Here is a 26,341-nt window from a genome sequence, read left to right as displayed (position 1 = left end):
AAAATGTCATTTTCTTTACTTAATTGTGATGTTATGGTTATAATAATTAGGTAAAATGAACTTAATGATGGTCGTTAATAGGTCATACTTGATTTGAATTTGAAATTTTTAGAGAAAGGAGCGTGTACGATGACTGTAGGAGATGAAACAGCAATATTTGATTTTGGCAATCAAATGCCAAAAGATATTCACGATACATTAGAAATTGTTTATAAAGCATTAGAAGAAAAGGGCTACAATCCAATTAATCAAATAGTGGGATACTTGATGTCTGGGGATCCTGCTTATATACCGCGTCTTAACGATGCTAGAAATTTGATTAAACGCCATGAACGTGACGAGATTATTGAAGAACTTGTGCGCGCTTATTTAAAAAAATAATGCGAATACTAGGATTAGATGTTGGCAGCCGGACAGTTGGCGTTGCTGTGAGTGATCCAATGGGATGGACAGCACAAGGCGTTGAAATTATCCGAATCAACGAAGACGAAAAAGAGTTTGGTCTAGAACGTCTTGGTGAGATTATTAAAGATAAACAAGCCAAGGGTGTTGTACTTGGCTTACCAAAAAATATGAATAATTCTGAAGGACCGCGTGCTGAAGCTTCACGTCTTTACGCTAAGATGGTTCAGGACAAGTTTAATTTACCTATCGATTTTCAGGATGAAAGGTTAACTACTGTGCAAGCTGAACGCATGTTAATTGAAGAAGCAAATATATCACGCAAAAAGCGTAAACAGGTGATTGATAAAATTGCTGCTGAATTTATTTTGCAAAATTATTTAGACGCAAACGGTAAATTAACAAAGTAGGCAAAATAACGTTTCAATGACGAAACGTTATTTTTACGTTATAATAGAACTATTAACTTTGAAGGGAATGCGAGTTGCAGCTATCTGGCTAGAGCATTATTGACTTAACAATAATACTGTTTACTCGTTTTATTAAATATGGCAAATCAAGAAGAAATACAAAACATTACGTTGGTTGACGAAAACGGTGATGAAACTTTATATGAAATACTGTTTACGTTCCATTCTGAAGAGTATAGTAAAGATTACATTTTGCTTATACCAGAGGGTGTTGAGGATGATGAAGAAGTTGATATTCAAGCTTACATCTTTAACCCTGATGAAAACGGGGATGCAACTGAAGAAGACCTTATCCAGATTGAAGACGAAAAAGAATGGGATATGGTTGAGGAAGTACTTAATACATTTTTAGAAGATGACGCTAATTTTGAATAATCATTAAAAACGCGTGATGCGTTTTTTTTGTTACAAAAATTTAACAACTTAATAGTTTATCAAGTGATAAACTAGACAATGGAGATGAACAGGTATTTACCTCACTGTCTTTAATAGTTAAAACTTTTGATTAGCTGTAAACGACCACCTTAGGGTGATAATAAGGCTGCTAATAGAAGTTTGGAGGAGTATATGGTATGGTTACATTAGTAGGTATCCTAGATTTAGCACGTTTTCAGTTTGCTATGACAACGATTTTTCACTTTTTCTTCGTTCCGATGTCAATCGGACTAGGTGTTGTGGTTTCAGTCATGGAAACAATTTATGTCATTAAAAAAGATGATGTTTATAAGAAAATGGCGCAATTTTGGGGTAAAATATTCTTGCTAAGTTTCGCTGTTGGTGTCGTAACGGGACTTATTCAAGAATTTCAATTTGGGATGAACTGGTCTGAATACTCACGTTATGTTGGCGATATATTCGGTTCATTACTGGCGATTGAAGCCTTGGTTGCTTTTTTTGCGGAGTCAACATTTATTGGCTTATGGTCGTTCACATGGGATCGATTTAAGCCAGGAATTCATGTCTTATTTATTTGGATAACGACAATTGGATCAGCTTTATCATCATTATGGATTCTAGCAGCTAACGCTTTCATGCAAAATCCGGTTGGCTATGCAATAGATAATCATTTAGGACGCGCACAATTAGTTAGTTTTAGTGCCTTATTAAAAAATCAACAATTATGGGTTCAGTTTCCGCATGTTGTGACAGGTACGCTGGTGACGGCAGGGTTTTTAGTTGCTGGTATGTCTGCTTTTAAACTATTGAAGTTGAAAAAGGGTGATGCTCAAATTATCTTTTTCCGAAAGTCAATTAACATTGCATTAGTTATTGGTGTTATCGGTGTCGTCGGTGCATTAGCCAGTGGTGATAGACATGCGTTTGAATTACAATCAATGCAACCAATGAAATATGCTGCGATGGAAGGGGTTGATAAAACAATTGACTCATCTAAACGAAAAGATAAAGCCCAACCATGGTCACTTATTTCTGTCACAAATCCTAAGACGCACAAAGTGATTGCAAAGATTGAAATTCCATATGTTCTTTCGATATTGGGTAACCATTCATTGACGGGTGGTAACACTGTGGGTACATCAGAACTTGAAAAAGAATTTCAAAAGAAATATGGTAAAACGCATAGTGACATAAAAGACTACTATGTGCCAGAAAATACGCTTTTCTATGCCTTTCGTGTTATGGCAGTAGGGGCAGGTGGCTTACTGATGCTTGCCTTGGTTGCCTTATGGATGAATCGTAAAAAAGCGACGCTTATTTTAACACAACGCTGGTTTTTATGGATAATGGGTATTGCCATCTATGTGCCGTTCGTTATTAATACGGCAGGTTGGTTAGTAACCGAACTTGGGCGTTATCCATGGGTAGTATATGGCTTAATGCCAATTAGTGACGCTGTATCGCCAAATGTGTCAGTCGCTTCACTCTTGATTTCTAATATTGTGTACTTTTTGACGTTTGCAACAATTGGCGGTATCATGGTTTGGCTAGCACGTCGTGTGCTACATGCCGGACCATACGCTGAAGAAGAAGAGCAGTCATCACCGATTGATCCTTATAGTCAATTAGCAAAGGGAGGTGAGGCATAATGTCTACATTAGAAGTAGTATGGTTTGTTTTAGTCGGTACATTGTGGGCTGGATTTTTCTTCCTAGAAGGATTTGATTTTGGCATTGGCATGCAGTTTGTGTTGAATGCACGGGATCAAAAAGATCGTGAAGCCTTATATCAAGCTATTGGCCCAAACTGGGATGCCAATGAAGTGTGGTTGGTTTCGGCTGGTGCAGCAATGTTTGCGGCGTTTCCGTTTTGGTATGCTTCACTTTTCTCAGGATTTTATTTAATGCTATTTATTGTATTATTGTCGTTAATTTATCGTGGCGTTTCATTTGAGTTTCGTGAGCAAATGCCTACCATTCAAGGAACACATGTCTGGGAAAATCTTATTGCGCTAACATCTTTTTTAGTCCCATTCTTCTTAGGCATGATTTTTACGGCCATGGTATCAGGTACACCAATTGATGCGCGTGGTAATTTGTCAGCTGGCTTCTTTGATTATGTTACACCGTTTACATTAGTTGGTGGTGTTGCTGTATCTTTGATGAGTTATATCCATGGTTTGAACTACACACGGTTGCGCATTGATGGTAAGTTACGACAACGCGCTTTAGTGCAATTAAAGTACCTTTATCCGGTATTATTAGCTGGAGAAGCACTGTTTGCTGTATTATTATACTTTTATACTGACTTTATACAAACAAAAACAATACAAATACTTGCTTTGTTAATTATTTTGGTTATCACAACGCTAATTGGTTGGTTTTTAGCTATTAAAAAGCAGCAAGAAATTGCACCATTTATTTTATCAGGGTTTGCTTTGATGGCAGTTGTCATACTCTTGTTTGTTGGTCTATTTCCACGTGTGATGGTTGCAAATAATCCGCTACACAGTTTGACAGTGATAACGGCATCGTCATCTGCTTATACGTTGAAAGTCATGACGATTGTTGTATTGATTGCCTTGCCGGTAACTTTGGTTTACCAAATCTGGAGTTTCTGGGTATTTCGTAAACGAATTGTGTCGCATAAAGTCATAGAGTAATTTTTTAGAAAAACGTTTACAATTGTATGTAGGCGTTTTTTGTTTTAAATGCGTGTGACATCATTAAGTGTTTGTGCACTATGTGGGGATAATTAACATGATAGATAAAAGGCTTTTTAAACTTAAAGGTATTATTAGTACGTTAATGATTTTGGTGATTATGACTGGGATTCAAGGATTAGCCATAATTGCACAAAGTGTATTTATGTCGCGTGCGATTGTTGATTTATGGCAGGGTCAACCGATCAGAATGACGATCAATAACATTATTTGGTTTGCAGTAGCTTTTATTGTACGCCAGTTATTGGTGGTGTTGAAAAATCAATTTATGGCCATCTATGCAGATGCAGCCGTTGAAGATTATCGTGTCCAACTGTTAGAAAAATATACAGCGCTAGGATCAACGGTTGTTGCTAATCAGGGTACAGGGAACGCTGTCACAACGCTTGGTGCCGGATTGGATAATGTTAAAAATTATTTTCAATTGTTATTGATTAAAGTATTTGATTTAAGTATTATTCCATGGCTAGTATTGGCCTACATTTTTTATATTAAGTGGGAGCAAGGTTTGTTCTTGTTATTAATTTTTCCAGTTGTCATTATATTTTTTATTATTTTAGGCTTAGCGGCACAAAGCAAGGCCGATGCAGAATTTGCAAATTTTAAAAATTTGAACAATCGCTTTGTCGATGCTTTGCGTGGATTACCAACTTTGAAGCAACTTGGATTGGCAAATACTTATAGTGATGAAATCTATCAAATTTCTGAAGATTACCGAAAAACGACCATGCGAACACTGAGAATTGCCATGACATCAACGTTTGCATTAGACTTTTTTACGACACTCTCAATTGCTGTTGTCGCGGTTTTTCTAGGATTTGATTTACTTAACGGTCATATGTTATTATTACCAGCGCTAACGATATTGATTTTATCACCTGAGTATTTTTTACCGTTGCGTAATTTTTCTGATGATTATCATGCGACTTTAAATGGTAAGAACGCGTTAACGGATGTTTTGGCTATGATTGAGGAACCTGATGTTTCAGATCAAGGCGTATTGCAACTCACAACATGGCAATCTGATAGTCAACTGACTTTAAATGACATTAATTTTTCCTATGATCAGCAGCCAGTGTTAAAAAATATAACATTACAAGCAAATGGGTATCAAAAAATTGCCTTGGTTGGTGAAAGTGGTTCAGGTAAATCCACCTTACTGAATATTATCGGTGGCTTTTTAACAGCAGATAGTGGGGAGATCACTATTAATCACCAAAAACTACCACATTTAGCACAATCTGATTGGCAAAAGCAGTTTTTTTATATGCCACAGCAACCGTACATTTTTCATAACACGCTACGTGAAAACATTAAATTTTATGCACAAAATGCTACTGACAGCGAGGTGAGGGATGCAATTAAAAGTGCAGGATTATCATCGTTTGTTGATGAATTACCAGATGGGTTAGATAGTGTGATTGGTGAAAGTGGTCGTCAAGTTTCTGGTGGACAAGCACAAAGAATTACCTTAGCTAGAATGTTATTAGATAATCAACGAAAAATATTATTGTTTGATGAACCAACGGCCCACTTGGATATTGAAACAGAATATGATTTAAAACAAACAATGGCGCCTATTTTGGCCTCTCATTTAGTATTCTTTGCCACGCATCGCTTGCATTGGTTAGACCAAATGGATTATGTTCTTGTGTTACGGCATGGTGAAGTTGTTGAGCAAGGAGAGCCACATTTATTATTAGCAGACGTCAACAGCCAATTGAACCAGTTACGTTATGAGCTAGGAGGCGAATGATGAGTAAGGTTAGACAATTATTAAAAAGGGATCGCTGGGTTATACCTTTTTTAAAATCGCAAAAGTCAGGTCTTTTTTGGTCAATTGTGTTAAGCTTTTTGACAATTTTAGCTGCAGGTTCATTGATGTTTGTTTCAGGATACTTAATATCTCGCGCAGCACAACGACCAGAAAATGTTTTAATGATTTATGTACCGATTGTGTTAACAAGAGGTTTTGGTATTGCTCGCCCTGTTTTTCGATATGCTCAGCGAATGGTTTCTCATAATTGGGTGCTTCGTTTTGTCTCGAAATCACGTAGACGTTTGTATGAAAGTGTTGCAAGTACAGCTAGTAATATTCGCAGTCGCTTGCAAACAGGGGAGGTGCTTAGTTTATTAGCAGATGATCTTGATCGCTTGCAAAACCTATATTTACGGACACTATTCCCACTTGGCGCGGGTATGGTTTTGTATTTGTTTGTTAGTATTGGTATTGGTGTCGTGAACTGGCTATTTATGTTATGGTGGGTGACGATGTTATCAGTCATCATGGTTATCATACCAATCGTGAGCTTTTTTGCAAATCGCGCGCGCGTAAAAAAACAAAAGCAACTACAATCTCAGTTATACACTGATGCAACAGATGCTGTTCTTGGTCTACAAGATTGGGTATTATCTGGTCGTCAACAAGACCTCATAGCCTCTCAGGGTAAAGTAATGGCAAATTTAGCTAAAACCAAGGGTGAAAGCATGAAGTTTGGTTGGTGGCGTGATTTTTGGATACAAATACTTGTATTGATATTAGTTGTTAGCACAACCATCTGGTCAGGTAGTCAATTTTCAGGCAGTCGAATAGCTGTGAATTTTATTGCAGCGTTTATCTTGGCTATTTTCCCCCTAGTTGATAGCTTTTTGGGTGTTAATCAAGGTGTTAGTGAGGCATCATTCTATGAGGACAGCATGATACGTTTAAATGAATTACCAGTTCCTGAGGAAAGCGTGATGATACCTAAAAACATTATGACACCAACAATTGAATTAAGTCATGTGACATTTAAATATGGCGATAAAACAATAATTCACCAATTAAATTTAGTTGTCCAGGCGGGTGAAAAAATTGCGATATTAGGGCGTTCCGGTTCGGGAAAGACCACCCTATTAAAATTAATGACAGGTGATATTGTCCCAGAGTCAGGTCATGTGACAATTGGTAATGAATCCGTACAGTTGCTAAAACAAAACTTGTCAAAGGTCATAGCTGTATTAGATCAGCAATCTTATTTATTTGATACAACGATTTTAAATAATGTGCGAATGGGTAATATTAATGCAACTGATGATCAAGTAAAAGCAGCCATAACACAAGCTGGGTTACAACCGCTAATTGATAGTTTGCCAGAAAAATATCAGACAAAAATGCAGGAGGCAGGTGCCCGTTTTTCGGGTGGCGAACAACAACGCTTTGCACTGGCACGCGTCCTGTTACAAAAGGCGCCGATTGTTATTTTAGATGAGCCAACGGTGGGCTTAGATCCTAAAACGGAGTATGAAGTCCTACAACAGATATTTAAAGTGCTACAAAATCGTACAATTATATGGGTGACCCACCATTTAACGGGTATTGATGAAGTGGACCACGTCTACTTTTTGTCAGAGGGGCACTTTCTTTTAAGTGACACACCAGAAACATTAAAAGCAACGTCAACATATTTTCAAAAATTATTAGCAATGGATGATTTTCACTAAATGGCAAAACGAAAAAAACGACGAACGAAAAAAAAGTTAATTAAATTAGATCTCTGGCTGTGGGTTAGTAGTATTGTTATTATTGCCATTGTTGCTACGTTTTGGTCACAGACTTTAATTTTTGATCGACAACAATCACCGACAAATAGTCAAGCAGATCAACAAAAGGTGGTTTGGATTAATCAGTTAGCACCATACGCTAGAGAAATGCAAGAAAAATACGGTGTGATTGCATCAATCAGTATTGCTCAAGCAATTTTGGAATCTGATTGGCATACGTCGACTTTGTCGACACAATACAATAATTTATATGGCATTAAAGCAGATAAAAGTCAAAAAAGTGTTGTATTGCCGACCCAAGAGTTTGAAAATGGCCAGTGGATAACTATCCAGGGGCGTTTTGCGTCTTATGATTCTTGGCAAGAAAGTATGAAGGCACATGCGGAACTGCTGTATCATGGGACAAGTTGGAATACTGCACAGTATCAACATGTTTTAAAAGCTAAGGATTACCAAACTGCAGCAGTAGCTTTAACGCAAGATGGGTATGCGACAGATCCAACATACGCTAAGAAGTTAATTGCAATTATTGAAGAATGGCATTTATCTCGATTTGATATACCAAAATAATGAGCGAGATATGATTGCTTTTTTTGTGTTTTACGAACTGATGTTCGTGAAAAAATCTGGTATAATGGTAGGAGCGTAATTTACACTTTAGGAGTGCATATGTCAGTAGAAGAACTCATCAATGGAATGAACGATAAGCAGGCTGAGGCCGTCCAAACAACACAAGGGCCGCTTTTAATTATGGCCGGTGCTGGATCAGGAAAAACACGTGTATTAACACATCGTATTGCACATTTAGTACAAGACTTGAATGTCTTTCCGTGGCGAATATTAGCAATTACATTTACAAATAAGGCAGCAAAAGAGATGCGTGAACGGATTAGCGCGTTATTATCAGAAGATGTTGCACGTGATATTTGGGTATCAACTTTTCATGCTTTGGCTGTGCGTATTTTGAGACGTGATGGCGAAAATATTGGCTTATCACGTAACTTTACAATTATTGATACGAGTGCGCAGAAAACACTGATGAAACGTGTGATTTCAGATTTGAATTTAGATACAAATCAATACGACCCGCGTACGATTTTAGGCATGATTTCAAATGCTAAAAATGATATGCTTCGGCCACGTGACTATGCAAAACAAGCAGATAATGCCTTTCAGGAAACAGTTGCTGAAATCTACACGGCTTACCAACAGGAGTTAAAGCGTGCACAAAGTGTTGATTTTGATGACCTAATTATGTTGACGATTGATTTATTTCAATCAACGCCTGAGGTATTAACACGCTATCAAAATCAATTTGAATATCTACATGTCGATGAGTATCAAGATACAAATGATGCACAATATACTATTGTTAACTTATTAGCGAAGCGCTCACAAAATTTGGCAGTCGTTGGTGATGCCGATCAGTCCATTTACGGTTGGCGTGGCGCTAACATGAACAATATTTTGAATTTTGAAAAAGATTATCCTACAGCACATACTGTGATGTTAGAACAAAACTATCGGTCGACGCAAAATATATTGGATGCTGCTAATGCAGTGATTAACCATAACAATGAACGTGTACCCAAAAAATTATGGACTCAAAATGGTAAGGGTGATAAAATAATCTATTATCGCGCACAAACAGAACGTGACGAAGCCAATTTCATTTTGTCAAATGTTCAAAAAATGCGCGAAGAAAACAATATGGCGTACAGTGATTTTGCTGTGCTGTATCGTACTAATGCGCAGTCGCGTAATGTGGAAGAATCATTAGTTAAGGCGAACATGCCTTATACAATGGTTGGTGGTCATAAATTTTATGAACGTAAAGAAATTCTGGATATCATGTCGTATATGAATTTGATTACGAACCCAGACAATAATGCTGCTTTTGAACGTGTTGTCAATGAACCAAAACGTGGCCTAGGGGCGACATCTTTAAACCGGCTACGCGAGTTGGCAAATCGACTTAATGTGTCTTACATGACTGCAATTGACAGTATCGAGTTGGCACCAGAAATTTCAACTAAAGCAGCTTCTAAATTCTTAGTATTTGCTGATATGATGCATGATTTACGTCAACAATCAGAATTTTTAAATGTCACTGAACTTGCTGAATTGGCAATGACACGATCTGGATATCGTCAAATGTTGGCTGAAAAAAGTGATCCAGATAGCCAAGCACGTTTAGAAAACTTAGAAGAATTCTTGTCTGTTACAAAAGAGTTTGATGAAAAGTACCGTGCAGATGATCCAGAAGCAGTTGACCCAATGACGGATTTTTTGGGATCTACAGCACTAATGACAGATCTAGATGATTTTGAGGAGGGTGATGGCGCAGTGACATTGATGACTTTGCATGCAGCTAAGGGTCTGGAATTTCCTGTTGTCTTTTTAATTGGTATGGAAGAAGGTATTTTTCCATTATCACGTTCACTCATGGACGAAGATCTTCTTGAGGAAGAGAGACGTTTGGCGTATGTTGGTATTACACGTGCCAAGGAAAAGCTATTTTTAACTAATGCCTTTTCTAGGTTATTATACGGGCGCACACAAGTTAATGATGCGTCTCGGTTTATTTCAGAAATTTCACCTGAATTACTTGATTCACAATCTGCCGGTTCTGTTAATTCAAGTAGTTATCAGCGTGCTATGCCATTTGACCGTAAGACACAAATGGCAAAGGCCACAACTTTTCAGTCAACGCCAGTCATTAAAACAGTGAGTGGTACGACAGGCGGAGATAATACAAGTTGGTCGGCAGGTGATAAAGTTAGTCATAAAAAATGGGGTATTGGTACAGTTGTTGCTGTTACTGGTAACACAAATGACCAAGAACTAAAAGTCGCCTTCCCGTCGGAAGGTGTCAAACAATTATTAGCGGCGTTTGCTCCCATTACGAAAATTGATTAAAATAACGCATATAGTTAAATAAAGGTATAAATATACCAATACTTAGTAACAATGATCATAGGATCCGGTTAGATTAGGAAAAAAATATGTTACCAGAATTTACACCAATTGAACAATTAACGACACCGATGGCACAACAAGAAATTGCGAATCATCAAGAAACCTTGTTGCAATATGGTGTAGCATATTATGAACAAGATGCACCACTTGTTGAGGACTATGTGTATGATGCCTTGTATGCGCGGTTAGTTGAACTAGAGGCTGCATTTCCGCAATTTATTAATCCGGATTCTCCCACACAAAAAGTTGGTGGTGCGATAACAAAATCTGGATTAGAAAAAGTCGTGCATCCAGCACCAATGCTATCTTTGGGCGATGTTTTTAGTTTAGAAGAGTTAGAGGAATGGGATGCCCGTACAACCAAAACATTAGGGTTTCAATCAGCTTATAATTTAGAGTTGAAAATTGATGGTTTAGCCGTTGCGTTAACCTATGTCGATGGTAAGCTAATTCAAGCATCAACACGTGGGAATGGGATGATAGGTGAGGATGTCACAGCTAATGTAAAAATGATCAAAGTCATTCCACAAATCTTAAATGAACCATTGACAATTGAAGTACGTGGTGAAATATATATGTCTAAATCGAGTTTTGCTACTTTAAATAATCAACGTGAAACTGAGGGCTTAGCACCCTTTGCAAATCCACGGAACGCTGCAGCAGGCTCATTAAGACAGTTAAATACATCAATCATGAAGCAACGGCAATTATCTGCTTTTGTCTATTATACTGCTGAGCCTGATATACTAGGTGTGACAACACAAAGTCAGGCGTTAGAAAGATTTCATGAGTTGGGATTACCGACTGATCATCACAATCATGTGATTTTAAAAATGCCTGATATTGCAGATTATATTTCAAAATATAGTGCAGACCGTGATAAGCTATCCTATGGGATTGATGGTGTTGTTGTTAAGGTTAATGAGTTAGATGATCAGACTGATTTAGGCAATACGGTTAAAATTCCACGTTGGGCGATTGCCTATAAATTCCCGCCAGAAGAAGCGTTAACGATTCTTCGTGATATTGAATGGACTGTTGGGCGAACTGGTGCTGTAACACCAACAGCAGTGATGGATCCTGTACAATTGGCTGGAACAACTGTTCAGCGTGCGAGTTTGCACAATCCAGACTATCTCAATGATAAAGGTGTGCGTTTGGGAGATACCGTTACTTTGCATAAAGCGGGTGATATCATACCCGAAATCGGCCAAGTCATTTTATCGAAAAGGCCAGTAAACAGCCAACCTTACAATATACCGTTACTCTGCCCAGCATGTGAATCAAAGCTAGTACATCTTGAAGGTGAAGTGGCTTTGCGCTGTATTAATCCTGCTTGTTCCGCACAAATTCAGGAAGGATTAGCACATTTCGCATCACGTAATGCTATGAATATTGAAGGCATGGGACCACGTGTCATTGCACAATTGTTGCAAGCTGGTTTTATTGAGGATGTGGCTTCAATTTATCGTTTAAATGCAACGCAATTGCACGCATTAGATAAATTCAAAGAAAAGTCTGTTAGTAATTTATTAAATGCCATTGAACGTTCAAAGGATAATTCACTTGAAAAATTATTATTTGGCTTGGGTATTAGAATGGTGGGTGCTAAGGCAGCCCGCTTAATTGCGGAAAAGTTTAAAACGTTATCAGTTATTGCTAGAGCCACGGTTTCTGAAATCGCGAATATTGATGGTATTGGTGAAACCATTGCACGATCGCTGGTACAATATTTTAACATGCCAGAGTCACAACAGCTTTTAAAAGAGTTAACCGCTGCTGGTGTTAACCAGTCATATTTATCTGAAGTGGTAATTGATGAAAGTTCTTTCTTTTATGGTAAAAAAATTGTTTTAACTGGAAAATTGTCCGAAAGTAATCGCTCAGCTGTTTCAAAATGGTTGCAAAATCATGGCGCAAGCGTATCGTCTGCTGTTTCTTCAAAAACAGATCTTTTGATTGCTGGTACAGATGCTGGGAGTAAGTTAGCCAAGGCAAATGAATTAGGAATCGCAGTTTGGACAGAATCACAATTGATCGCTGCGCAAAAAGAAGAGGATATCAAAAAATGAGACGTATAAGTTTCCGTGGGTATATGGTAATGGTCATAGCCATACTAATTCTAGCTATTGGTGGATTATATTTTTTTAACGTAAATCGTATTGCACCAACAACTAAAAAAACAAGCAGTGGTGTACAAATCACACAAAGAGCACCAGGGCAATACCAGACTGTGATTAAAGATGGGCGCTATTTAGTCAGTGCTGCTAGAGGTATTACAGCTACTTCCGAACCTAACAGTCTTGATGTGAAAAATTTTGAATCTAGTTTATTAGATTTGGCAAAAACGCAATTTAAGACAAATCAATATATTTTTCAAGAAGGACAATATTTATCAGCAGACACAGTTAATAATCTCTTAGCGCGTAAAAGTAATAGTAATCCAGATGCTATTAATCCTGAAGATAATGGTAAGACTGATGATTCACGTAATCCTATTTATGTGCAAACACTGACTGAACAAGATTTTATGTCAAAAGATGGCAAAAATTTAAAGTTGTCGGGTATGGTTATTGGTGTTGCAATGAATACGCAGGACGAATATCAAAAAGAGGAATTCGGGCCAACCTATAAACAAAATATTTCAGATAATGATCGTATAGCTTATGGTCGAAAAATTGCACCTAAAATCATTCAAAAAGTGCGTCAGCAATCTGGTGTGCCACAAGATGTACCAATTGTGATTGCGATGTATGCCAATTCGCCCTCAGATTCATTAGCGCCAGGTAGCTTCTATGCTGAATCAACAAGTGACAAAGGGACAGATTTAAAGGCGTGGACAGATGTTAATGACAAATCTATTGTGCTCCCGAAAGAATCAACTGACACGTCTAAATTAGGCAACGACGAGAATAATGGTTTTGCTAATTTTAAAAATGATGTTGCTAACTTCTTTCCAAACATCGCTGGAGCAACGGCTGTGGCTAACTTTAAGGCGGGCACATTAACTAGTATGAATGTTACCGTAACGACGCAATTCTATAGCCAAACAGAAATTGATAGCTTCACAACTTATGTATCGCAATCTGCTTTAAAGTTTTTACCAAGTAATGTGCCAGTCCGTATCATAGTTAAAACAGCGAATGAATTACAAGCTATACTAACGCGTAATACGAATGACAAAACTTTTACAATTACACTTCTCGATTAAGCATAGTTATCTATGCTTTTTGTATGTCTGCATAATAATGGTATAATTTAGCTATGTCTGAAGCAAATAAATATTTAACAATAAGTGCGCTCACAGCCTATTTGAAACGCAAATTTGATGCTGATCCTTATTTAGAAAAAGTTTATGTTACAGGTGAAATTTCTAATATTGGTCGGCGACGTGGTCGCCATTTATATTTTTCGATTAAAGATCCAAATGGGCATGCTGTGATTTCAGCAGCCATGTTTTCATACGCGAGTCGATTGAAATTTGACCCAGAAGAAGGCATGAAAATTAATGCCATTGGCCGTGTACAAATATATGAGCCTAGTGGTACCTATGCTATTATTTTGGAACAGATGGCGCCTGATGGTATTGGCGAACTATTTTTGGCTTATGAACAACTTAAGCGCAAATTATCAGCTGAAGGTTTGTTTGATTTGCCTAAAAAACATATACCATTGTTTCCAAAACGGATTGCTGTCGTTACTTCACCAACTGGTGCGGTTATTGAAGACATTGTGCGTACAGTGCAACGTCGATTTCCAAGTGCGCAGGTGGTTTTATTTCCGGCAGTGGTGCAGGGTGATAAAGCTAGTACGACAATCATTAAACAAATTTTACGAATTGATGCGTCTAATCAATACGATACACTTATTGTTGGTCGAGGTGGTGGTTCGATTGAGGATTTATGGGCATTCAATGATGAAAAGTTAGCACGTACTATTGCTGCCACTCAGTTACCAGTGATTAGTTCTGTGGGTCATGAAACTGATAATACCTTAGTAGATTTTGTAGCTGACAAACGCGCAGCAACACCAACAGCTGCTGCAGAATTAGCAACACCTGTTACGTTAACACAACTCGTTTCACGTTTAAATGAACTGCAAGTAAGATTGAATCTACGAATGAAGCAGTTGATTGACAACAGGCGACAAAGTGTGGACCGTGTTGCACAACATGTGATTTTTCAGCAACCAGACAGATTGTATTCTGGATATAATCAGCGTGTAGATCAACTGTCACATACATTGAATCAGTTGTTACATCAACGACTGGTTTCAACGCAACATCAGTTAACAACTTTGGCGCAAAGGCAGTCGCAGATTCGACAAAATATTTTGCAACAACCACGTGAAAAGGTTCAATTGTTAGCAGCTAAACTAGATTTAATGAGTCCGCTAAAAATTTTGACACGTGGTTATGTATTGATTGAAAAAGACGGTCAAGTCATTCGAAATATTAAAGAAGTTCATCCGGACGATGAGGTCGAATTACGTTTGGCAAATGGCAGTGCAACAGCAAAAATTATAGAAACGAGGGTCTTGAAAAGTGAGTGAGTCAAAATCTTTTGAAGAAAAACTACAACAATTAGAAACTATTGTGAGCCAATTAGAAAAAGGCGATCGGCCTTTAGAAGGTGCGTTAACAGATTTTAAAAATGGCGTTGAATTAGTAAAAGAGCTACAAACTACTTTGAAAAACGCAGAGAACACTTTAGCTAAAGTAATGGATGACAACGACAACTTAACAGATTTGGAATTAACAAATGACTAGACTAGCAGAATTTCAATCAGAATGGATACCAAAGCTAAATCAACAGTTAGAAGATGATCTAACGCGTGCAACAAATGATAGTGAGTTTTCTGATATGATGAAGTACGCAGTGCTTAATGGTGGCAAGCGACTTAGGCCAATGCTGAGTTTAGCTGCTATGGCTTGTTTTGGTCAAAAAATTACACCGAGCTTTTTAAAAGCAGCAACAGCGGTGGAGTGGGTGCATTCTTATTCACTTGTGCATGATGATTTGCCAGCAATGGACAATGATCTAGTGAGGCGTGGTAAACCCAGTGTACATGCTCAATTTGGTGAAGCAGAGGCTATATTAGTTGGTGATGCGTTGTTAACAGGTGCATTTCATGTGCTGGCAACTGCTAATGATTCTGTTGTTGAGGATGAGATGATCAGTGCAGTAGAATTATTAAAATTATCACAAATATTGTCCGTTCAATCGGGTAGTTTGGGCATGGTCATTGGACAAGTTCATGATATGTATAACCATGGAAAACAATCAAAGATAGATGAGACATGGTTAATAGACGAAGTGTATATGCCGAAAACAGGCGCTTTATTGGGATTTTCTGCGCTGGCAGGCACGAGGCTATCTAACCAGCAGGATATTGATCAGATTGGACAAGATCGGTTTGATACAAATTTAGCTATGCTGACCTTTGGTTACGATTTTGGTATTGCTTTTCAAATTCAAGATGATTTGGATGATTTTGACCAAGACGATACGGAAGATATAATGTCCTTACCACATTTAATCGGTGTACCAGCAGCAACTCAGAAACGTGATTCATATTTGAGGCATGCACGCCAAATGCTATCTGATGTTTCAAGACATAATTCAAAATTCGATCGTACTTTGCTAGATGATTTTTTGAACTTAATTGGAGATAATGTATGAGTGCTGTAGAAAAAGAACGTGTTGATATTTTACTTGTCCAGCAAGGATTATTTGATTCAAGGGAGCAAGCCAAACGCGCAGTTATGGCAGGTGAAATTCTTGGCGAAAATGAAGAGAGATTAGACAAAGCTGGTCAAAAAATTCCAGTCACTACTGAGTTACATTTTAAAGGTGAGAAATTAAAATATGTGTCGCGTGGTGGCCTAAAATTAGAAAAAGCATTGAATGATTACGATATTGCAGTGCAAGATAAAGTTGTGTTAGATATTGGTTCTTCTACTGGTGGGTTTACAGATGTGGCGTTACAAAACGGGGCTAAGTTAGTGTATGCATTGGATGTGGGAACAAATCAATTAGCTTGGAAGTTACGTACCGATGAGCGTGTAAAAGTTATGGAAAATACAAACTTTAGGTATGCTAAATTATCTGATTTTGAATTTGGACAACCTGAATTTGCAACAATAGATGTTTCCTTTATCTCACTTGGCTTGATATTACCACCCTTGTCTGAAATTATTAGTATGGGTGGTCATGTCGTAGCACTTATCAAACCACAATTTGAAGCGGGACGTGCAAGTGTTGGGAAAAATGGCATCATTAAGGATGCGCTTGTACACAAAAAAGTGTTAGAGACAGTTACCCAAATGATGATTAATAGTGGTTTCTCGATTGAAGAATTAACCTATTCACCCATTAAGGGCGGACAAGGGAACATTGAATTTTTGGGTGTATTGGTGCGTGAAGATTCAGGGAAAATGAATGATAAAATAAATATAGATACGTTATTATCACAAACTTATGCACAGCTTAATCATACAGAAGGTAAAGCGGATGAATAAAAAAGTGCGCCAGAAAACATTATTGACACAAATTCAAAATAATCCTGTAGGCCGTCAAGAAGATATTGTGGCGTATTTCGAAACTTTGGGTGAAACAGTCACTCAAGCCACTATTTCACGAGATATTAATGAACTGGGGCTTATAAAAGTACCTAATGTACATGGTGGGTTTCACTATCATTTACCAAAACAAGATGATCGACCGCATTTGCAACGATTACGGCGTGCATTACAACAATCATTCTTAAGTCAACGTGCACAGCGTGGTCAAATTATTATAAAGGTACAACCCGGAAACGGACAATTAATTTCAAATTTATTTGAACAAGTTAAATTTCCAGAAGTTTTTGGCACATTAAGTGATGATGGCTCAGTTCTCGTACTATTAAAAGATGGTATCGTGACCTCTCAAATGACTAATATTATTCAGAAGTTGCTTGAAAAATAATGACTAGAAAGAAAGCGCGTGTTTTGCCGCGACAATTGATATGTTAGAAAATCTCATCATTGAAAATTTTGCTATTATAGAAAAAGTTGATTTGCAATTTGAAGGTGGCATGAGTGTCTTGACTGGTGAAACAGGTGCTGGAAAATCAATTATCATTGATGCACTTTTAATGCTCACAGGTGGTCGCGCCAGTTCTGACATGATTCGTCATGGTAGCAAAAAGGCTATCTTACAAGCTGTTTTTAGTGTACCCAAAAATCAGAGTTTGATTGATCAATTATTGACAAGGGGCATAGCTATAGATGATGGTGAGTTGATTATTTATCGTGAGTTAAACCATAATGGTCGAAGTATGATTCGAATTAATGGTGTACTTGTTAATTTGAAAACCTTGGCAGTCATTGGTCGTTATTTGGTAGATATCCAAGGCCAAAACGATACACAACAACTATTGAATCCTGATGAACATTTACCTTTACTGGACGCATTTGGTGGTTCTACGTTAAACGTCGTTAAAGATGAATACCAAAAACTTTTTCATGATTTTCGTGCGATTTCCCAAAAAATTCGAAAAATACAGACATCGCAACAAGAAATCACGCAACGTTTAGATTTATTACAATTTCAGCAACAAGAGCTGGAAGAAGCAGATTTGCAGCCCAACGAAGAGGGCGATTTACTGGATGCGCGTGGTAAATTATTGAATTATAAAAAAATTGCTGATCATTTGCAAAACGCACAGATAGCTTTAAACGGTGATCAAGGTGGTGCGGTAGATCTTTTGGCAACTGCAATGCAAGACTTGCAAGAAATAGCTGAATACGACGATAATTATGCCGAGATATCCAAGACTATTTCTGATAGTTATTATACAGCGCAAGAGGTTGGTCGCGATGTTGATGAGCAAATGAGTGAATTGACTTATGACGAAAATGAACTTGTGCGTATCGATGAACGTTTGCAACTCATACATTCGCTAGAGCGAAAATATGGCACAACAGTAGCTGATGTTTTATTATTTAAATCAAAAGTTGACCATGAATTATCGACCATGACGACGGATGAATTAGATGTTGAGCAATTACAAGTCACTCAAAATAACTTACGTCAGGTTTTGCGTAAGTATGCTATTAAATTACGCGAAACCAGACAACAGGTGGCTCGTAAATTGGAGCAAGCGGTCAACCAACAATTAAGCGAACTTTTGATGACTGGCGCTGAATTTGCTGTACATTTTGATCAAATTGAGGGTTTTGTATCCTCTGGTACAGATAAGATTGAATTCTATGTTCAAACCAATGTTGGCGAGGGAATGGCGCCACTTGCCCGAATAGCTTCTGGTGGAGAAACGGCGCGTTTGATGTTAGCTCTTAAAACAGCTTTTACTAAGCAACAGCACATTATTTCAATCGTGTTTGATGAGGCAGACACAGGCGTTTCAGGTCGTGTCGCGCAAGCCATAGCTAAAAAAATGATGACAATTGCTGAAAATTCACAAGTGTTTGCAATCACGCATTTACCACAGGTAGCCGCAGTTGCGACGCATCACTTTTTAATTGCTAAAGCAACAGTTAATGATCGCACAATGACTAGAGTGACTGCATTGGATGAACCAGGCCGTGAGCGTGCGATTGCGATGATGCTATCTGGTGATAATGTCACCCAAACGGCACTAGCCAACGCAAAAGATTTACGTCAACAAGCAAACAAGGGCTAAACAATTGTAGAGCAATATTAAAAGCGAGTCAGTTCTATTGAACTGACTCGCTTTTTGCTTACTGATTAATGGGCAACAATGACCAAAAATAGTGTGAATAATATGGCCAATGCATACATCAATGGGTGGACCTTTTTTCCACGACCTGTTGCGATCATTGTAATTGGATACAAGATGAAGCCTAAAGCAATACCGTCTGAAATTGAATAAGTTAGTGGCATCCCGATAATAATTAAAAATGCAGGTGCAGCAATGGCAAAATCATCCCACGCAATTTGACGTAAACTCTCTGCCATCAAGACACCGACAACGACTAATGCAGGTGCAGTAACTTGTGATGTGACAACTGATAATAAAGGAGAAAAGAATAGTGCAAGCAAGAAAAACAAACCAGTGAACACGCTGGTTAATCCAGAGCGACCACCAACAGCAATACCAGAAGATGATTCAACATATGCAGAGGTTGGAGATGTGCCAATCACTGAACCAACTGTCATACCAACAGCATCAGCCATCAAAGCACGTCCGGCGCGTGGCATTTCATTATTTTTCATAAAGCCAGCTTGTGTTGCTAAACCAATCATGGTGCCAGCAGTATCAAAAAATGTTACGAGTAAAAAAGTAATGACAACAGTAACCATCTGTAACGAATTAATGTCACCAATGTGCATGATACCTTTGCCGAATGTTGGTGCTAGAGAAGGTACCGATGAAATAATTGAAGTGGGTAGTTTGATTAAGCCAAAGATGATACCAACGATAGAAGTTGCCACCATACCAATGAATATTGCAGCAGGTGTTTTACGTGTTAACAAAATGAAGGTCAGAATAATGCCGAAAATAGATAAAAGGGATGTGGGCGTTGTTAAGTTACCTAAAGACACCATTGTATCTTTGTTTGCTACAATCAAGCCGGCATCATGTAACCCGATAAATGCAATGAACAAACCAATGCCTGCGGCAATTGCTAATTTTAGATTTTGAGGAATGATGTTAATAATCTTTTCACGAATTTTAAAAAATGTGAGTAGTAAGAATATGATTGCGGCTACGAATACACCGGCCATTGCAGTTTCCCACTTGACCCCCATACCAATCACGACAGAATAAGCAAAGAATGCATTCACACCAAGGCCTGGTGCAATAGCAATTGGATACAAAGCAACAATACCCATAAATAAGGTTGCTACAGCTGAAGCTATTGCTGTAGCTGTGAATACGGCACCTTTATCCATGCCTGCAGCGCCTAAAACGGATGGATTGACGAAGAGAATATACGCCATTGAAGTAAATGTCGTGAGGCCGGCAATGAATTCGGTACGAATTGAGGTATTCAATTCGTCAAGTTTAAAATAATTTGCAATCGCGGACATGATTGTCTCCCAAAAAAATATAGTAACGTTAAAACGTTCTATTTAATTTTAGCAGTATAAACTAATAAATAAAATGGTTAACCTGTCTTATTTTGGTTAAAATAAGGTTATTTAATGATAAAAAAATCATGTAACCGCTTAATAAACGAACATTTTGATAATGTAATTAAATTAGTGTGTTTTGCACAAAATAATTGATGGGTTTTATATATGTTGTTCTGCTAAATTTTTTTGATCAGCTGAGTAACATTTTGTTTAATTTTTAATGCTATAATAGAAACAACATTGTTTAAAGGAAGTTAACTTATGGTAACACAGCTTGTGTTGGTTCGTCATGGTGAATCAACCGCTAATCGTGATAATGAATTTACAGGTTGGACAGATGTGCCTTTAACACTAAAAGGCAGACAACAGGCTAAAAAGGTGGGGGATATTTTGGCAAACCATCAGTTGTTGTTTGATGATGTACATACCTCATACTTACAACGTGCGATTACGACAGCTAACATTATCTTATTAGAAATGAATCAATCTTGGTTACCTGTCCATAAAACGTGGCGACTTAACGAACGTCACTATGGTGCTTTACGCGGTCTAAATAAAGATGCGGCACGATTAAAATACGGTGTGGATGCTGTTGCATTATGGCGTAGAAGCTATACGGCTGTACCACCGCTGTTAGGAAAAACAGTAACAGATAGACGTTATCCCGATAGTATAGAGCCACATGGTGAGAGTTTGCAAATGGCGAGCGAGCGCCTACTGCCTTATTGGTCAACTGAGATTTTACCTGGCTTAAAGGCTGGTCGTAACCAGTTAATTGTTGCTCATGGCAGTACATTGCGTGCATTGATAAAATATTTAGAAGCAATTGCTGATGATGATATTGATGGTCTCGAAATTGGTAATGGTGAGCCAATTTGTTATACGTTTAATGACCAATTACAGCTTGGTGATCGTCAGTATTTAAGGTAATGATATATAGGAGTACATTTTGAACGATAAGACTTGGTCACGCATAAAAAAATACACAGAATTACAAGGGACATCAGGGCAAGAACATATGCTTCGTCAAACCTTCCGTGCTGAATTACAGCCACTAGTCGAAGATATTCAACAAGATGGTCTTGGTGGTATTTTTGGTGTTAAAACCCATAGCAACCCACAAGCACCTCGGGTTATGTTTGCTGCTCATATGGATGAAGTGGGATTTATTGTGACTCAAATTTTGGCTAGTGGTGCCATTAAGGTCGCGGCTGTGGGTGGTTGGAATGTCACTGTGATTTCGTCACAGCGATTCACTTTATTTACGTCAAAAGGGAACTATCCAGTAGTATCGAGTTCTGTGTCACCGCATTTGTTGCGAGGTGGTGGTAGTTCACCGACTCTGCCTACGGTAGATGATATATTATTTGATGCTGGTTTTGTTGATGGGCAGGAAGCAATAGCCTTTGGTGTTCGGCCGGGTGACTTTATCGTTCCTGATGTTAAAACAGTGAAAACTGCTAATCAGAAACGCGTTATATCAAAGTCATGGGATAATCGGTTTGGTATGGTGACTGTTTTAGAGACACTGGAAGCCTTGAAAGATGTACAAACACCAAATACATTAATTATGGGGGCTGACGTCCAAGAAGAGGTTGGTTTACGTGGCGCACATGGGGCAGTCAACCTAATGAAGCCTGATATCTTTTTTGCCATTGATTCTAGTGCTGCAGATGATCTTGTTGATGCAACAGGACACCAAGGTGTGTTGGACCAAGGAACGCTATTACGTGTTTTTGACCCAACAGTCATTTTACCTTTACGGCTTAAGGAATTTTTGTTGTCAACAGCGGAAGATAATCATATTCCATACCAGTATTTTGTATCTAAAGGTGGCACTGATGCAGCGGCTGCTCAAAGTGAATTAACGGGTATACCCTCAGTTGCACTCGGAGTGGCTTCGCGTTATATTCACACCCATCAAACAGTTTGGTCAATTGCTGATTTTGAAGCAGCAACAGCATTTGTTATTGCGATCGCTAAAAATCTGGATGAGTCGAATTTAAAAACAATTTTAGGTGATTAATTTTTTTATGTTTAAAAAGTTACGAAAATTAGATTATTGGATAGCAGTACCATTTGCAATTCTAAGTATGCTTGGAATTGTTATGGTTTTTTCGGCTACGCAAGGAACAACTGCCGCCTTTAGTAATTTTATTAAACAAGGTATTTTCGTTATTATTGGTTTATTTGGTGCCTTGTTACTCTATCATTTCAATCTTAAAAATTTGCAAAAAGATAGCTGGATGCGTAATATCCAATTTGGTGTCCTAGGTGCGTTATTCGTTGCAAAATTTGTGATGCCGCCTGTTAATGGTGCCCATGGTTGGATTAATTTAGGATTAATCACATTGCAGCCTGCTGAGTTTTTGAAACTAGCTATTATTTTATATTTTGCCAATATATTTACACGGTATCCGTGGCAAAGCCATGTGCGTCTCGCACTACAACCAATTAGTCGCATGACAATTTGGTGGCTGCCCATTGCATCATTATTGATGGTTTTTATTATGCCGGATAACGGTAATGGTTTGATTACATTACTGATTTTATTAGCAATGTTTTTAGCCTCTGGTGTATCACGTCGTTTTATTGCTATGGTATCAGCTATTATGGGCTTAGGTTTTGGCTTTTTACAAACAGTTATTGGTTTGGCTAATCATTTTTTTAATTTGAATAGTAGTAATCATTATGCGATTGCGCGCTTAACGAGTTTTGTTAATCCTTGGGATCCAAATGCTGTAGATACGAGCCGGCAGTTACTATATGGTTATTATGCTATTGCTCATGGCGGACTATTTGGTGTTGGCCTTGGTAATTCGCTCATTAAACCGTATTTACCTGAGTCAAATACTGACTTTATTATGGCCGTGATGACTGAGGAACTTGGTGCAGTAACAACGGTTACTGTGTTAATATTAATGATGATATTAGTGTCAAGAATGGTTATTCTTGGCATTCGTCAGAAACATCAATATTTAAGACTGTTATTGTTTGGTATTGCTACGTTACTTTTTATTCAGGCACTTGTTAATTTGGGAGGTGTCGTGGGTGTGTTACCAATTACTGGTGTTGTGTTTCCCTTTATTTCTGGTGGCGGTTCCTCCTATATTGTGTTTAGTGCCGCTATTGGATTGGCATTAAACATTGCCGCAACACAAAAAAAGACTGTTGCGATTCATCCTGCTGATATAATTGCTAGAAAGGATTTTAAATGACATTAGAAATACAGCCAAGGCGCGCGTTATACGTTTATTTAAAAAATAATCGTCATGCACCGCAATTAAAAAAATTTGGGCAACTAAATTATGTCTCTCGTAAAATGGGATTTGCTATGATTTATGTTGACGACGATAACATTGATCAAAAAATAAGCAAAATTAAACAATATAAATTTGTTAAAGAGGTTGTTGCTTCACCACGTCCAGATATTGACCCGGATTTGGGTGATATGCACGATGATATTTTCTTTGAAAATTATGATGAGGAGAGTGTAGATTGACACTATAGCAACATTAATCTGAAATAGTGACAATACGCCATGTATTAAAATGCGAGTAGTTTCGGGTCGCTTTCGCGGCACAAGGTTAGAGGCTGTTGCTGGTGATAAAACACGACCAACAACAGATAAAGTAAAAGAAGCCATGTTTAGTATGCTCATGCCATATTTGGATGATGGGGAAGTGCTAGACTTATATGCAGGAACAGGTGGTTTAGGAATTGAGGCAGTATCGCGTGGTATGAGCCATGCAACATTAGTCGACCGACAATATCAGGCAATCAAGGTAATTCACAGTAACATTGAAAAAACGCATGCTCAAGACGACTTTACGGTGTTAAAATCACCTGCTCAAGACGCGTTACCAAGCTTGGCAGTGGCGAATAAAAAATTTGAACTTGTTTTCTTGGATCCACCATATGCTAAGGAAACCATTGCCACTGATATGCATGATTTAGTTGATCATCATTTATTGGTTGATGGTGCTATTATTTTGGCAGAAAGTAATGATGTAGCTAACTTACCACTTGAAGATCAGCTATTTAAAATAATTCAACAAAAACAGTATGGCATCACTGTTGTCACTATTTATCAATATAGTAGCTTCTAAATACAAGTAATGAGGGGAAAAACAATGAGTATTGCACTATTTCCAGGCAGTTTTGATCCACTGACTAATGGGCATTTAGACATTATTCGGCGCGCAAGCAAGATGTTTGATAAAGTTGTTGTTGGTGTGGGCAGCAACACAAGTAAAACGGCGTTATTCACGCCTGAAGAAAAGATTTCGTTAATTTCGGATACCGTAGCTGATTTACCAAATGTTGAGGTAGCCATTATGCATGGCCTCACTGTGCAATTTATGGTAGAAATAGGCGCTAAATTTATTGTTCGCGGGTTACGTAACAGTAAAGATTTTGAGTATGAACGCGATATTGCTGGAGTTAATAGTGCGTTGGCGGATGTTGAGACAATCTTATTGTTGGCGAAACCTGAAAATCAAAATATTTCAAGTTCCATGGTCAAAGAAATTGGTAGTATGGGGGCTGACAATATGGTTAAATTCGTTCCAAAAGTCGTCGTCGATGCTTTAAAAGAAAGGTTGAATTAATGCGCATAAAAAGTAAAATTATTGCTATAATTACAGCCTTTATTATTATTATTGGTTTAGCGTGGCTCGTTTGGCCACTTGATGGTTATATTGAAAGTCCTGGAGAAGCGGATGATTTAGCACAATTTGTTAAAATAGATGGCAAACGGGATAATTCGAAAGGAAGATACAACATTACCTCAGTTTATCTATCCAAGGCACACGGTTTTAGTTACTTACAGACAAAGTTAAATCCACATTTATCCTATGCTAAAGCAGATGATGTGACGGGTGGTGAAACGTCAGAAGTTTTTAACGAAGTGCAAAATTTTTATATGCAAAGCGCGATTGCAAACGCAGAGCAGGTGGCTTTTAAAAAAGCCAACAAGCCAATTACTGCAACTTATCGTGGCATTTATGTCTTAAGTGTCAGTGATACGTCTCATTTTAAAAAGACAATTAAAGTTGGTGATACGATTACAGCAGTCGACGGTCATCATTATGAAAACTCAGACGGCTTTATTAAGTATCTAGCAGATAAGCCAAAGGGCGTTAAAGTCACAGTAGATTACCTGCGTCATGGTAAAAGTGGTCATACGTCAGGAACGACTATTAAATTACCTAGTAGTAAGTCAGCAGAGTATCCTAAGGGACGTTCGGGTATTGGCATTGTTTTAACGGATAATGTTGCCGTATCAACACCACAAAAAGTAACCGTTGATCCTGGAAAAATTGGTGGTCCTTCTGGTGGATTGATGTTTACATTACAAATATATGACCAGTTAACGGGTGATAAATTGTCTAAGAATCGCAATATTTCCGGTACTGGAACAATGAATGCTAATGGATATGTAGGTGAAATTGGTGGTATTGATAAAAAAATCATTGCTGCCAAAAATTCAGGGTCAAGTGTGTTTTTTGCACCGTATATTGCACCAACCAAAGAAATTTTAAAATATGAAGAACAACATAAAACAAATTATCAATTAGCACGAGATACAGCTAAAAAATATGCACCTCATATGAAGGTGATTCCTGTTAGAACATTCCAAGACGCAGTTGACTATCTTGAAACAGGGAAAGTCATTCAAACAACTGACAGCGTATCATAAATCGGGTAACTATAAAAAGCAAGCG

General features: G+C 37.9%; 25 protein-coding genes. 24 read left to right on the top strand and 1 reads right to left on the bottom strand.

Annotated elements, in window-relative coordinates:
• The first annotated feature begins 129 nt into the window (after nt 1-129).
• From LKI_RS03010 to recN, 17 genes are all read left to right on the top strand, one after another.
• A complete protein-coding gene (locus tag LKI_RS03010; RefSeq protein ID WP_013102677.1) occupies nt 130-381 on the top strand; it encodes an IreB family regulatory phosphoprotein in 252 nt (83 codons plus the stop codon).
• Nucleotides 381-812, top strand: coding sequence for a Holliday junction resolvase RuvX (gene ruvX / locus LKI_RS03005; RefSeq protein WP_013102676.1), 432 nt, complete (start codon nt 381-383; stop codon nt 810-812). The genes LKI_RS03010 and ruvX overlap by 1 nt, the downstream gene beginning before the upstream one ends.
• Before the next feature lie 138 nt (nt 813-950).
• Entirely contained in the window at nt 951-1,247 is a 297-nt protein-coding gene (locus tag LKI_RS03000) for a DUF1292 domain-containing protein (RefSeq protein WP_013102675.1), read from the top strand.
• 197 nt (nt 1,248-1,444) lie between these two features.
• Nucleotides 1,445-2,917 (top strand): cytochrome ubiquinol oxidase subunit I, encoded by a 1,473-nt coding sequence (locus tag LKI_RS02995; protein WP_013102674.1) that lies wholly within the window; start codon nt 1,445-1,447, stop codon nt 2,915-2,917.
• Nucleotides 2,917-3,930 (top strand): cytochrome d ubiquinol oxidase subunit II, encoded by a 1,014-nt coding sequence (gene cydB, locus LKI_RS02990; protein ID WP_013102673.1) that lies wholly within the window; start codon nt 2,917-2,919, stop codon nt 3,928-3,930. The genes LKI_RS02995 and cydB overlap by 1 nt, the downstream gene beginning before the upstream one ends.
• A gap of 97 nt (nt 3,931-4,027) precedes the next feature.
• On the top strand, nt 4,028-5,746 hold the full coding sequence (gene cydD, locus LKI_RS02985) for a thiol reductant ABC exporter subunit CydD (RefSeq protein ID WP_013102672.1): 1,719 nt from the start codon (nt 4,028-4,030) through the stop codon (nt 5,744-5,746).
• The gene (gene cydC, locus LKI_RS02980; protein ID WP_013102671.1) at nt 5,746-7,473 is read left to right on the top strand and encodes a thiol reductant ABC exporter subunit CydC; all 1,728 of its coding nucleotides are present in this window, start codon (nt 5,746-5,748) and stop codon (nt 7,471-7,473) included. The genes cydD and cydC overlap by 1 nt, the downstream gene beginning before the upstream one ends.
• The gene (locus tag LKI_RS02975; protein WP_013102670.1) at nt 7,474-8,103 is read left to right on the top strand and encodes a glycoside hydrolase family 73 protein; all 630 of its coding nucleotides are present in this window, start codon (nt 7,474-7,476) and stop codon (nt 8,101-8,103) included.
• A 99-nt stretch (nt 8,104-8,202) separates the two neighbouring features.
• Entirely contained in the window at nt 8,203-10,452 is a 2,250-nt protein-coding gene (gene pcrA, locus LKI_RS02970) for a DNA helicase PcrA (RefSeq protein WP_013102669.1), read from the top strand.
• An 86-nt stretch (nt 10,453-10,538) separates the two neighbouring features.
• On the top strand, nt 10,539-12,584 hold the full coding sequence (ligA, locus tag LKI_RS02965) for an NAD-dependent DNA ligase LigA (RefSeq protein ID WP_013102668.1): 2,046 nt from the start codon (nt 10,539-10,541) through the stop codon (nt 12,582-12,584).
• Nucleotides 12,581-13,723 (top strand): CamS family sex pheromone protein, encoded by a 1,143-nt coding sequence (locus LKI_RS02960; RefSeq protein WP_013102667.1) that lies wholly within the window; start codon nt 12,581-12,583, stop codon nt 13,721-13,723. The genes ligA and LKI_RS02960 overlap by 4 nt, the downstream gene beginning before the upstream one ends.
• Nucleotides 13,724-13,776: 53 nt before the next feature.
• Nucleotides 13,777-15,063, top strand: coding sequence for an exodeoxyribonuclease VII large subunit (xseA, locus tag LKI_RS02955; protein WP_013102666.1), 1,287 nt, complete (start codon nt 13,777-13,779; stop codon nt 15,061-15,063).
• Entirely contained in the window at nt 15,056-15,280 is a 225-nt protein-coding gene (locus tag LKI_RS02950) for an exodeoxyribonuclease VII small subunit (protein WP_013102665.1), read from the top strand. The genes xseA and LKI_RS02950 overlap by 8 nt, the downstream gene beginning before the upstream one ends.
• Nucleotides 15,273-16,193 carry a polyprenyl synthetase family protein gene (locus LKI_RS02945; protein WP_013102664.1) on the top strand — a complete coding sequence of 307 codons (921 nt, stop codon included), beginning with the start codon at nt 15,273-15,275 and terminating at the stop codon, nt 16,191-16,193. Before LKI_RS02950 ends, LKI_RS02945 begins: the two co-directional genes overlap by 8 nt.
• Nucleotides 16,190-17,032, top strand: coding sequence for a TlyA family RNA methyltransferase (locus LKI_RS02940; RefSeq protein WP_013102663.1), 843 nt, complete (start codon nt 16,190-16,192; stop codon nt 17,030-17,032). The genes LKI_RS02945 and LKI_RS02940 overlap by 4 nt, the downstream gene beginning before the upstream one ends.
• Nucleotides 17,025-17,480 (top strand): arginine repressor, encoded by a 456-nt coding sequence (locus LKI_RS02935; RefSeq protein ID WP_013102662.1) that lies wholly within the window; start codon nt 17,025-17,027, stop codon nt 17,478-17,480. The genes LKI_RS02940 and LKI_RS02935 overlap by 8 nt, the downstream gene beginning before the upstream one ends.
• Nucleotides 17,481-17,520: 40 nt before the next feature.
• The gene (gene recN / locus LKI_RS02930; protein ID WP_013102661.1) at nt 17,521-19,197 is read left to right on the top strand and encodes a DNA repair protein RecN; all 1,677 of its coding nucleotides are present in this window, start codon (nt 17,521-17,523) and stop codon (nt 19,195-19,197) included.
• A 65-nt stretch (nt 19,198-19,262) separates the two neighbouring features.
• Here recN and LKI_RS02925 read toward each other — a convergent pair whose 3' ends face one another.
• A complete protein-coding gene (locus LKI_RS02925; protein WP_013102660.1) occupies nt 19,263-20,570 on the bottom strand; it encodes an NCS2 family permease in 1,308 nt (435 codons plus the stop codon).
• 306 nt (nt 20,571-20,876) lie between these two features.
• Between LKI_RS02925 and LKI_RS02920 the strand changes: the two genes are divergently transcribed.
• The 7 genes from LKI_RS02920 to LKI_RS02890 are packed head-to-tail and all read left to right on the top strand — an operon-like array spanning nt 20,877 to nt 26,316.
• Nucleotides 20,877-21,545, top strand: coding sequence for a 2,3-bisphosphoglycerate-dependent phosphoglycerate mutase (locus LKI_RS02920; protein WP_013102659.1), 669 nt, complete (start codon nt 20,877-20,879; stop codon nt 21,543-21,545).
• Between the two features lie 19 nt (nt 21,546-21,564).
• Nucleotides 21,565-22,641: a glutamyl aminopeptidase gene (pepA, locus tag LKI_RS02915; protein ID WP_013102658.1), complete on the top strand. Its 1,077-nt coding sequence runs from the start codon at nt 21,565-21,567 to the stop codon at nt 22,639-22,641.
• Between the two features lie 7 nt (nt 22,642-22,648).
• Entirely contained in the window at nt 22,649-23,833 is a 1,185-nt protein-coding gene (locus LKI_RS02910; protein WP_013102657.1) for an FtsW/RodA/SpoVE family cell cycle protein, read from the top strand.
• Nucleotides 23,830-24,117 (top strand): YlbG family protein, encoded by a 288-nt coding sequence (locus tag LKI_RS02905; RefSeq protein ID WP_013102656.1) that lies wholly within the window; start codon nt 23,830-23,832, stop codon nt 24,115-24,117. Before LKI_RS02910 ends, LKI_RS02905 begins: the two co-directional genes overlap by 4 nt.
• Before the next feature lie 49 nt (nt 24,118-24,166).
• A complete protein-coding gene (rsmD, locus tag LKI_RS02900) occupies nt 24,167-24,724 on the top strand; it encodes a 16S rRNA (guanine(966)-N(2))-methyltransferase RsmD (RefSeq protein ID WP_013102655.1) in 558 nt (185 codons plus the stop codon).
• Nucleotides 24,725-24,748: 24 nt separating this feature from the next.
• Nucleotides 24,749-25,225 (top strand): pantetheine-phosphate adenylyltransferase, encoded by a 477-nt coding sequence (coaD, locus tag LKI_RS02895; protein WP_013102654.1) that lies wholly within the window; start codon nt 24,749-24,751, stop codon nt 25,223-25,225.
• The gene (locus tag LKI_RS02890; protein WP_013102653.1) at nt 25,225-26,316 is read left to right on the top strand and encodes a SepM family pheromone-processing serine protease; all 1,092 of its coding nucleotides are present in this window, start codon (nt 25,225-25,227) and stop codon (nt 26,314-26,316) included. Before coaD ends, LKI_RS02890 begins: the two co-directional genes overlap by 1 nt.
• Nucleotides 26,317-26,341 lie beyond the last annotated feature (25 nt).

It is taken from the genome of Leuconostoc kimchii IMSNU 11154 (assembly GCF_000092505.1).
In the GTDB taxonomy this organism is placed as follows: Bacteria; Bacillota; Bacilli; order Lactobacillales; family Lactobacillaceae; genus Leuconostoc; species Leuconostoc kimchii.
This window is presented reverse-complemented; position numbering and strand designations above follow the sequence as displayed.

Bases quoted from the DNA above. Each gene is read 5' to 3' on its own strand.
- LKI_RS03010 (WP_013102677.1), top strand. From the start codon at position 130: ATGACTGTAGGAGATGAAACAGCAATATTTGATTTTGGCAATCAAATG.
- ruvX (WP_013102676.1), top strand. From the start codon at position 381: ATGCGAATACTAGGATTAGATGTTGGCAGCCGGACAGTTGGCGTTGCT.
- LKI_RS03000 (WP_013102675.1), top strand. From the start codon at position 951: ATGGCAAATCAAGAAGAAATACAAAACATTACGTTGGTTGACGAAAAC.
- LKI_RS02995 (WP_013102674.1), top strand. From the start codon at position 1,445: ATGGTTACATTAGTAGGTATCCTAGATTTAGCACGTTTTCAGTTTGCT.
- cydB (WP_013102673.1), top strand. From the start codon at position 2,917: ATGTCTACATTAGAAGTAGTATGGTTTGTTTTAGTCGGTACATTGTGG.
- cydD (WP_013102672.1), top strand. From the start codon at position 4,028: ATGATAGATAAAAGGCTTTTTAAACTTAAAGGTATTATTAGTACGTTA.
- cydC (WP_013102671.1), top strand. From the start codon at position 5,746: ATGAGTAAGGTTAGACAATTATTAAAAAGGGATCGCTGGGTTATACCT.
- LKI_RS02975 (WP_013102670.1), top strand. From the start codon at position 7,474: ATGGCAAAACGAAAAAAACGACGAACGAAAAAAAAGTTAATTAAATTA.
- pcrA (WP_013102669.1), top strand. From the start codon at position 8,203: ATGTCAGTAGAAGAACTCATCAATGGAATGAACGATAAGCAGGCTGAG.
- ligA (WP_013102668.1), top strand. From the start codon at position 10,539: ATGTTACCAGAATTTACACCAATTGAACAATTAACGACACCGATGGCA.
- LKI_RS02960 (WP_013102667.1), top strand. From the start codon at position 12,581: ATGAGACGTATAAGTTTCCGTGGGTATATGGTAATGGTCATAGCCATA.
- xseA (WP_013102666.1), top strand. From the start codon at position 13,777: ATGTCTGAAGCAAATAAATATTTAACAATAAGTGCGCTCACAGCCTAT.
- LKI_RS02945 (WP_013102664.1), top strand. From the start codon at position 15,273: ATGACTAGACTAGCAGAATTTCAATCAGAATGGATACCAAAGCTAAAT.
- LKI_RS02940 (WP_013102663.1), top strand. From the start codon at position 16,190: ATGAGTGCTGTAGAAAAAGAACGTGTTGATATTTTACTTGTCCAGCAA.
- LKI_RS02935 (WP_013102662.1), top strand. From the start codon at position 17,025: ATGAATAAAAAAGTGCGCCAGAAAACATTATTGACACAAATTCAAAAT.
- recN (WP_013102661.1), top strand. From the start codon at position 17,521: ATGTTAGAAAATCTCATCATTGAAAATTTTGCTATTATAGAAAAAGTT.
- LKI_RS02925 (WP_013102660.1), bottom strand. From the start codon at position 20,570: ATGTCCGCGATTGCAAATTATTTTAAACTTGACGAATTGAATACCTCA.
- LKI_RS02920 (WP_013102659.1), top strand. From the start codon at position 20,877: ATGGTAACACAGCTTGTGTTGGTTCGTCATGGTGAATCAACCGCTAAT.
- LKI_RS02910 (WP_013102657.1), top strand. From the start codon at position 22,649: ATGTTTAAAAAGTTACGAAAATTAGATTATTGGATAGCAGTACCATTT.
- LKI_RS02905 (WP_013102656.1), top strand. From the start codon at position 23,830: ATGACATTAGAAATACAGCCAAGGCGCGCGTTATACGTTTATTTAAAA.
- rsmD (WP_013102655.1), top strand. From the start codon at position 24,167: ATGCGAGTAGTTTCGGGTCGCTTTCGCGGCACAAGGTTAGAGGCTGTT.
- coaD (WP_013102654.1), top strand. From the start codon at position 24,749: ATGAGTATTGCACTATTTCCAGGCAGTTTTGATCCACTGACTAATGGG.
- LKI_RS02890 (WP_013102653.1), top strand. From the start codon at position 25,225: ATGCGCATAAAAAGTAAAATTATTGCTATAATTACAGCCTTTATTATT.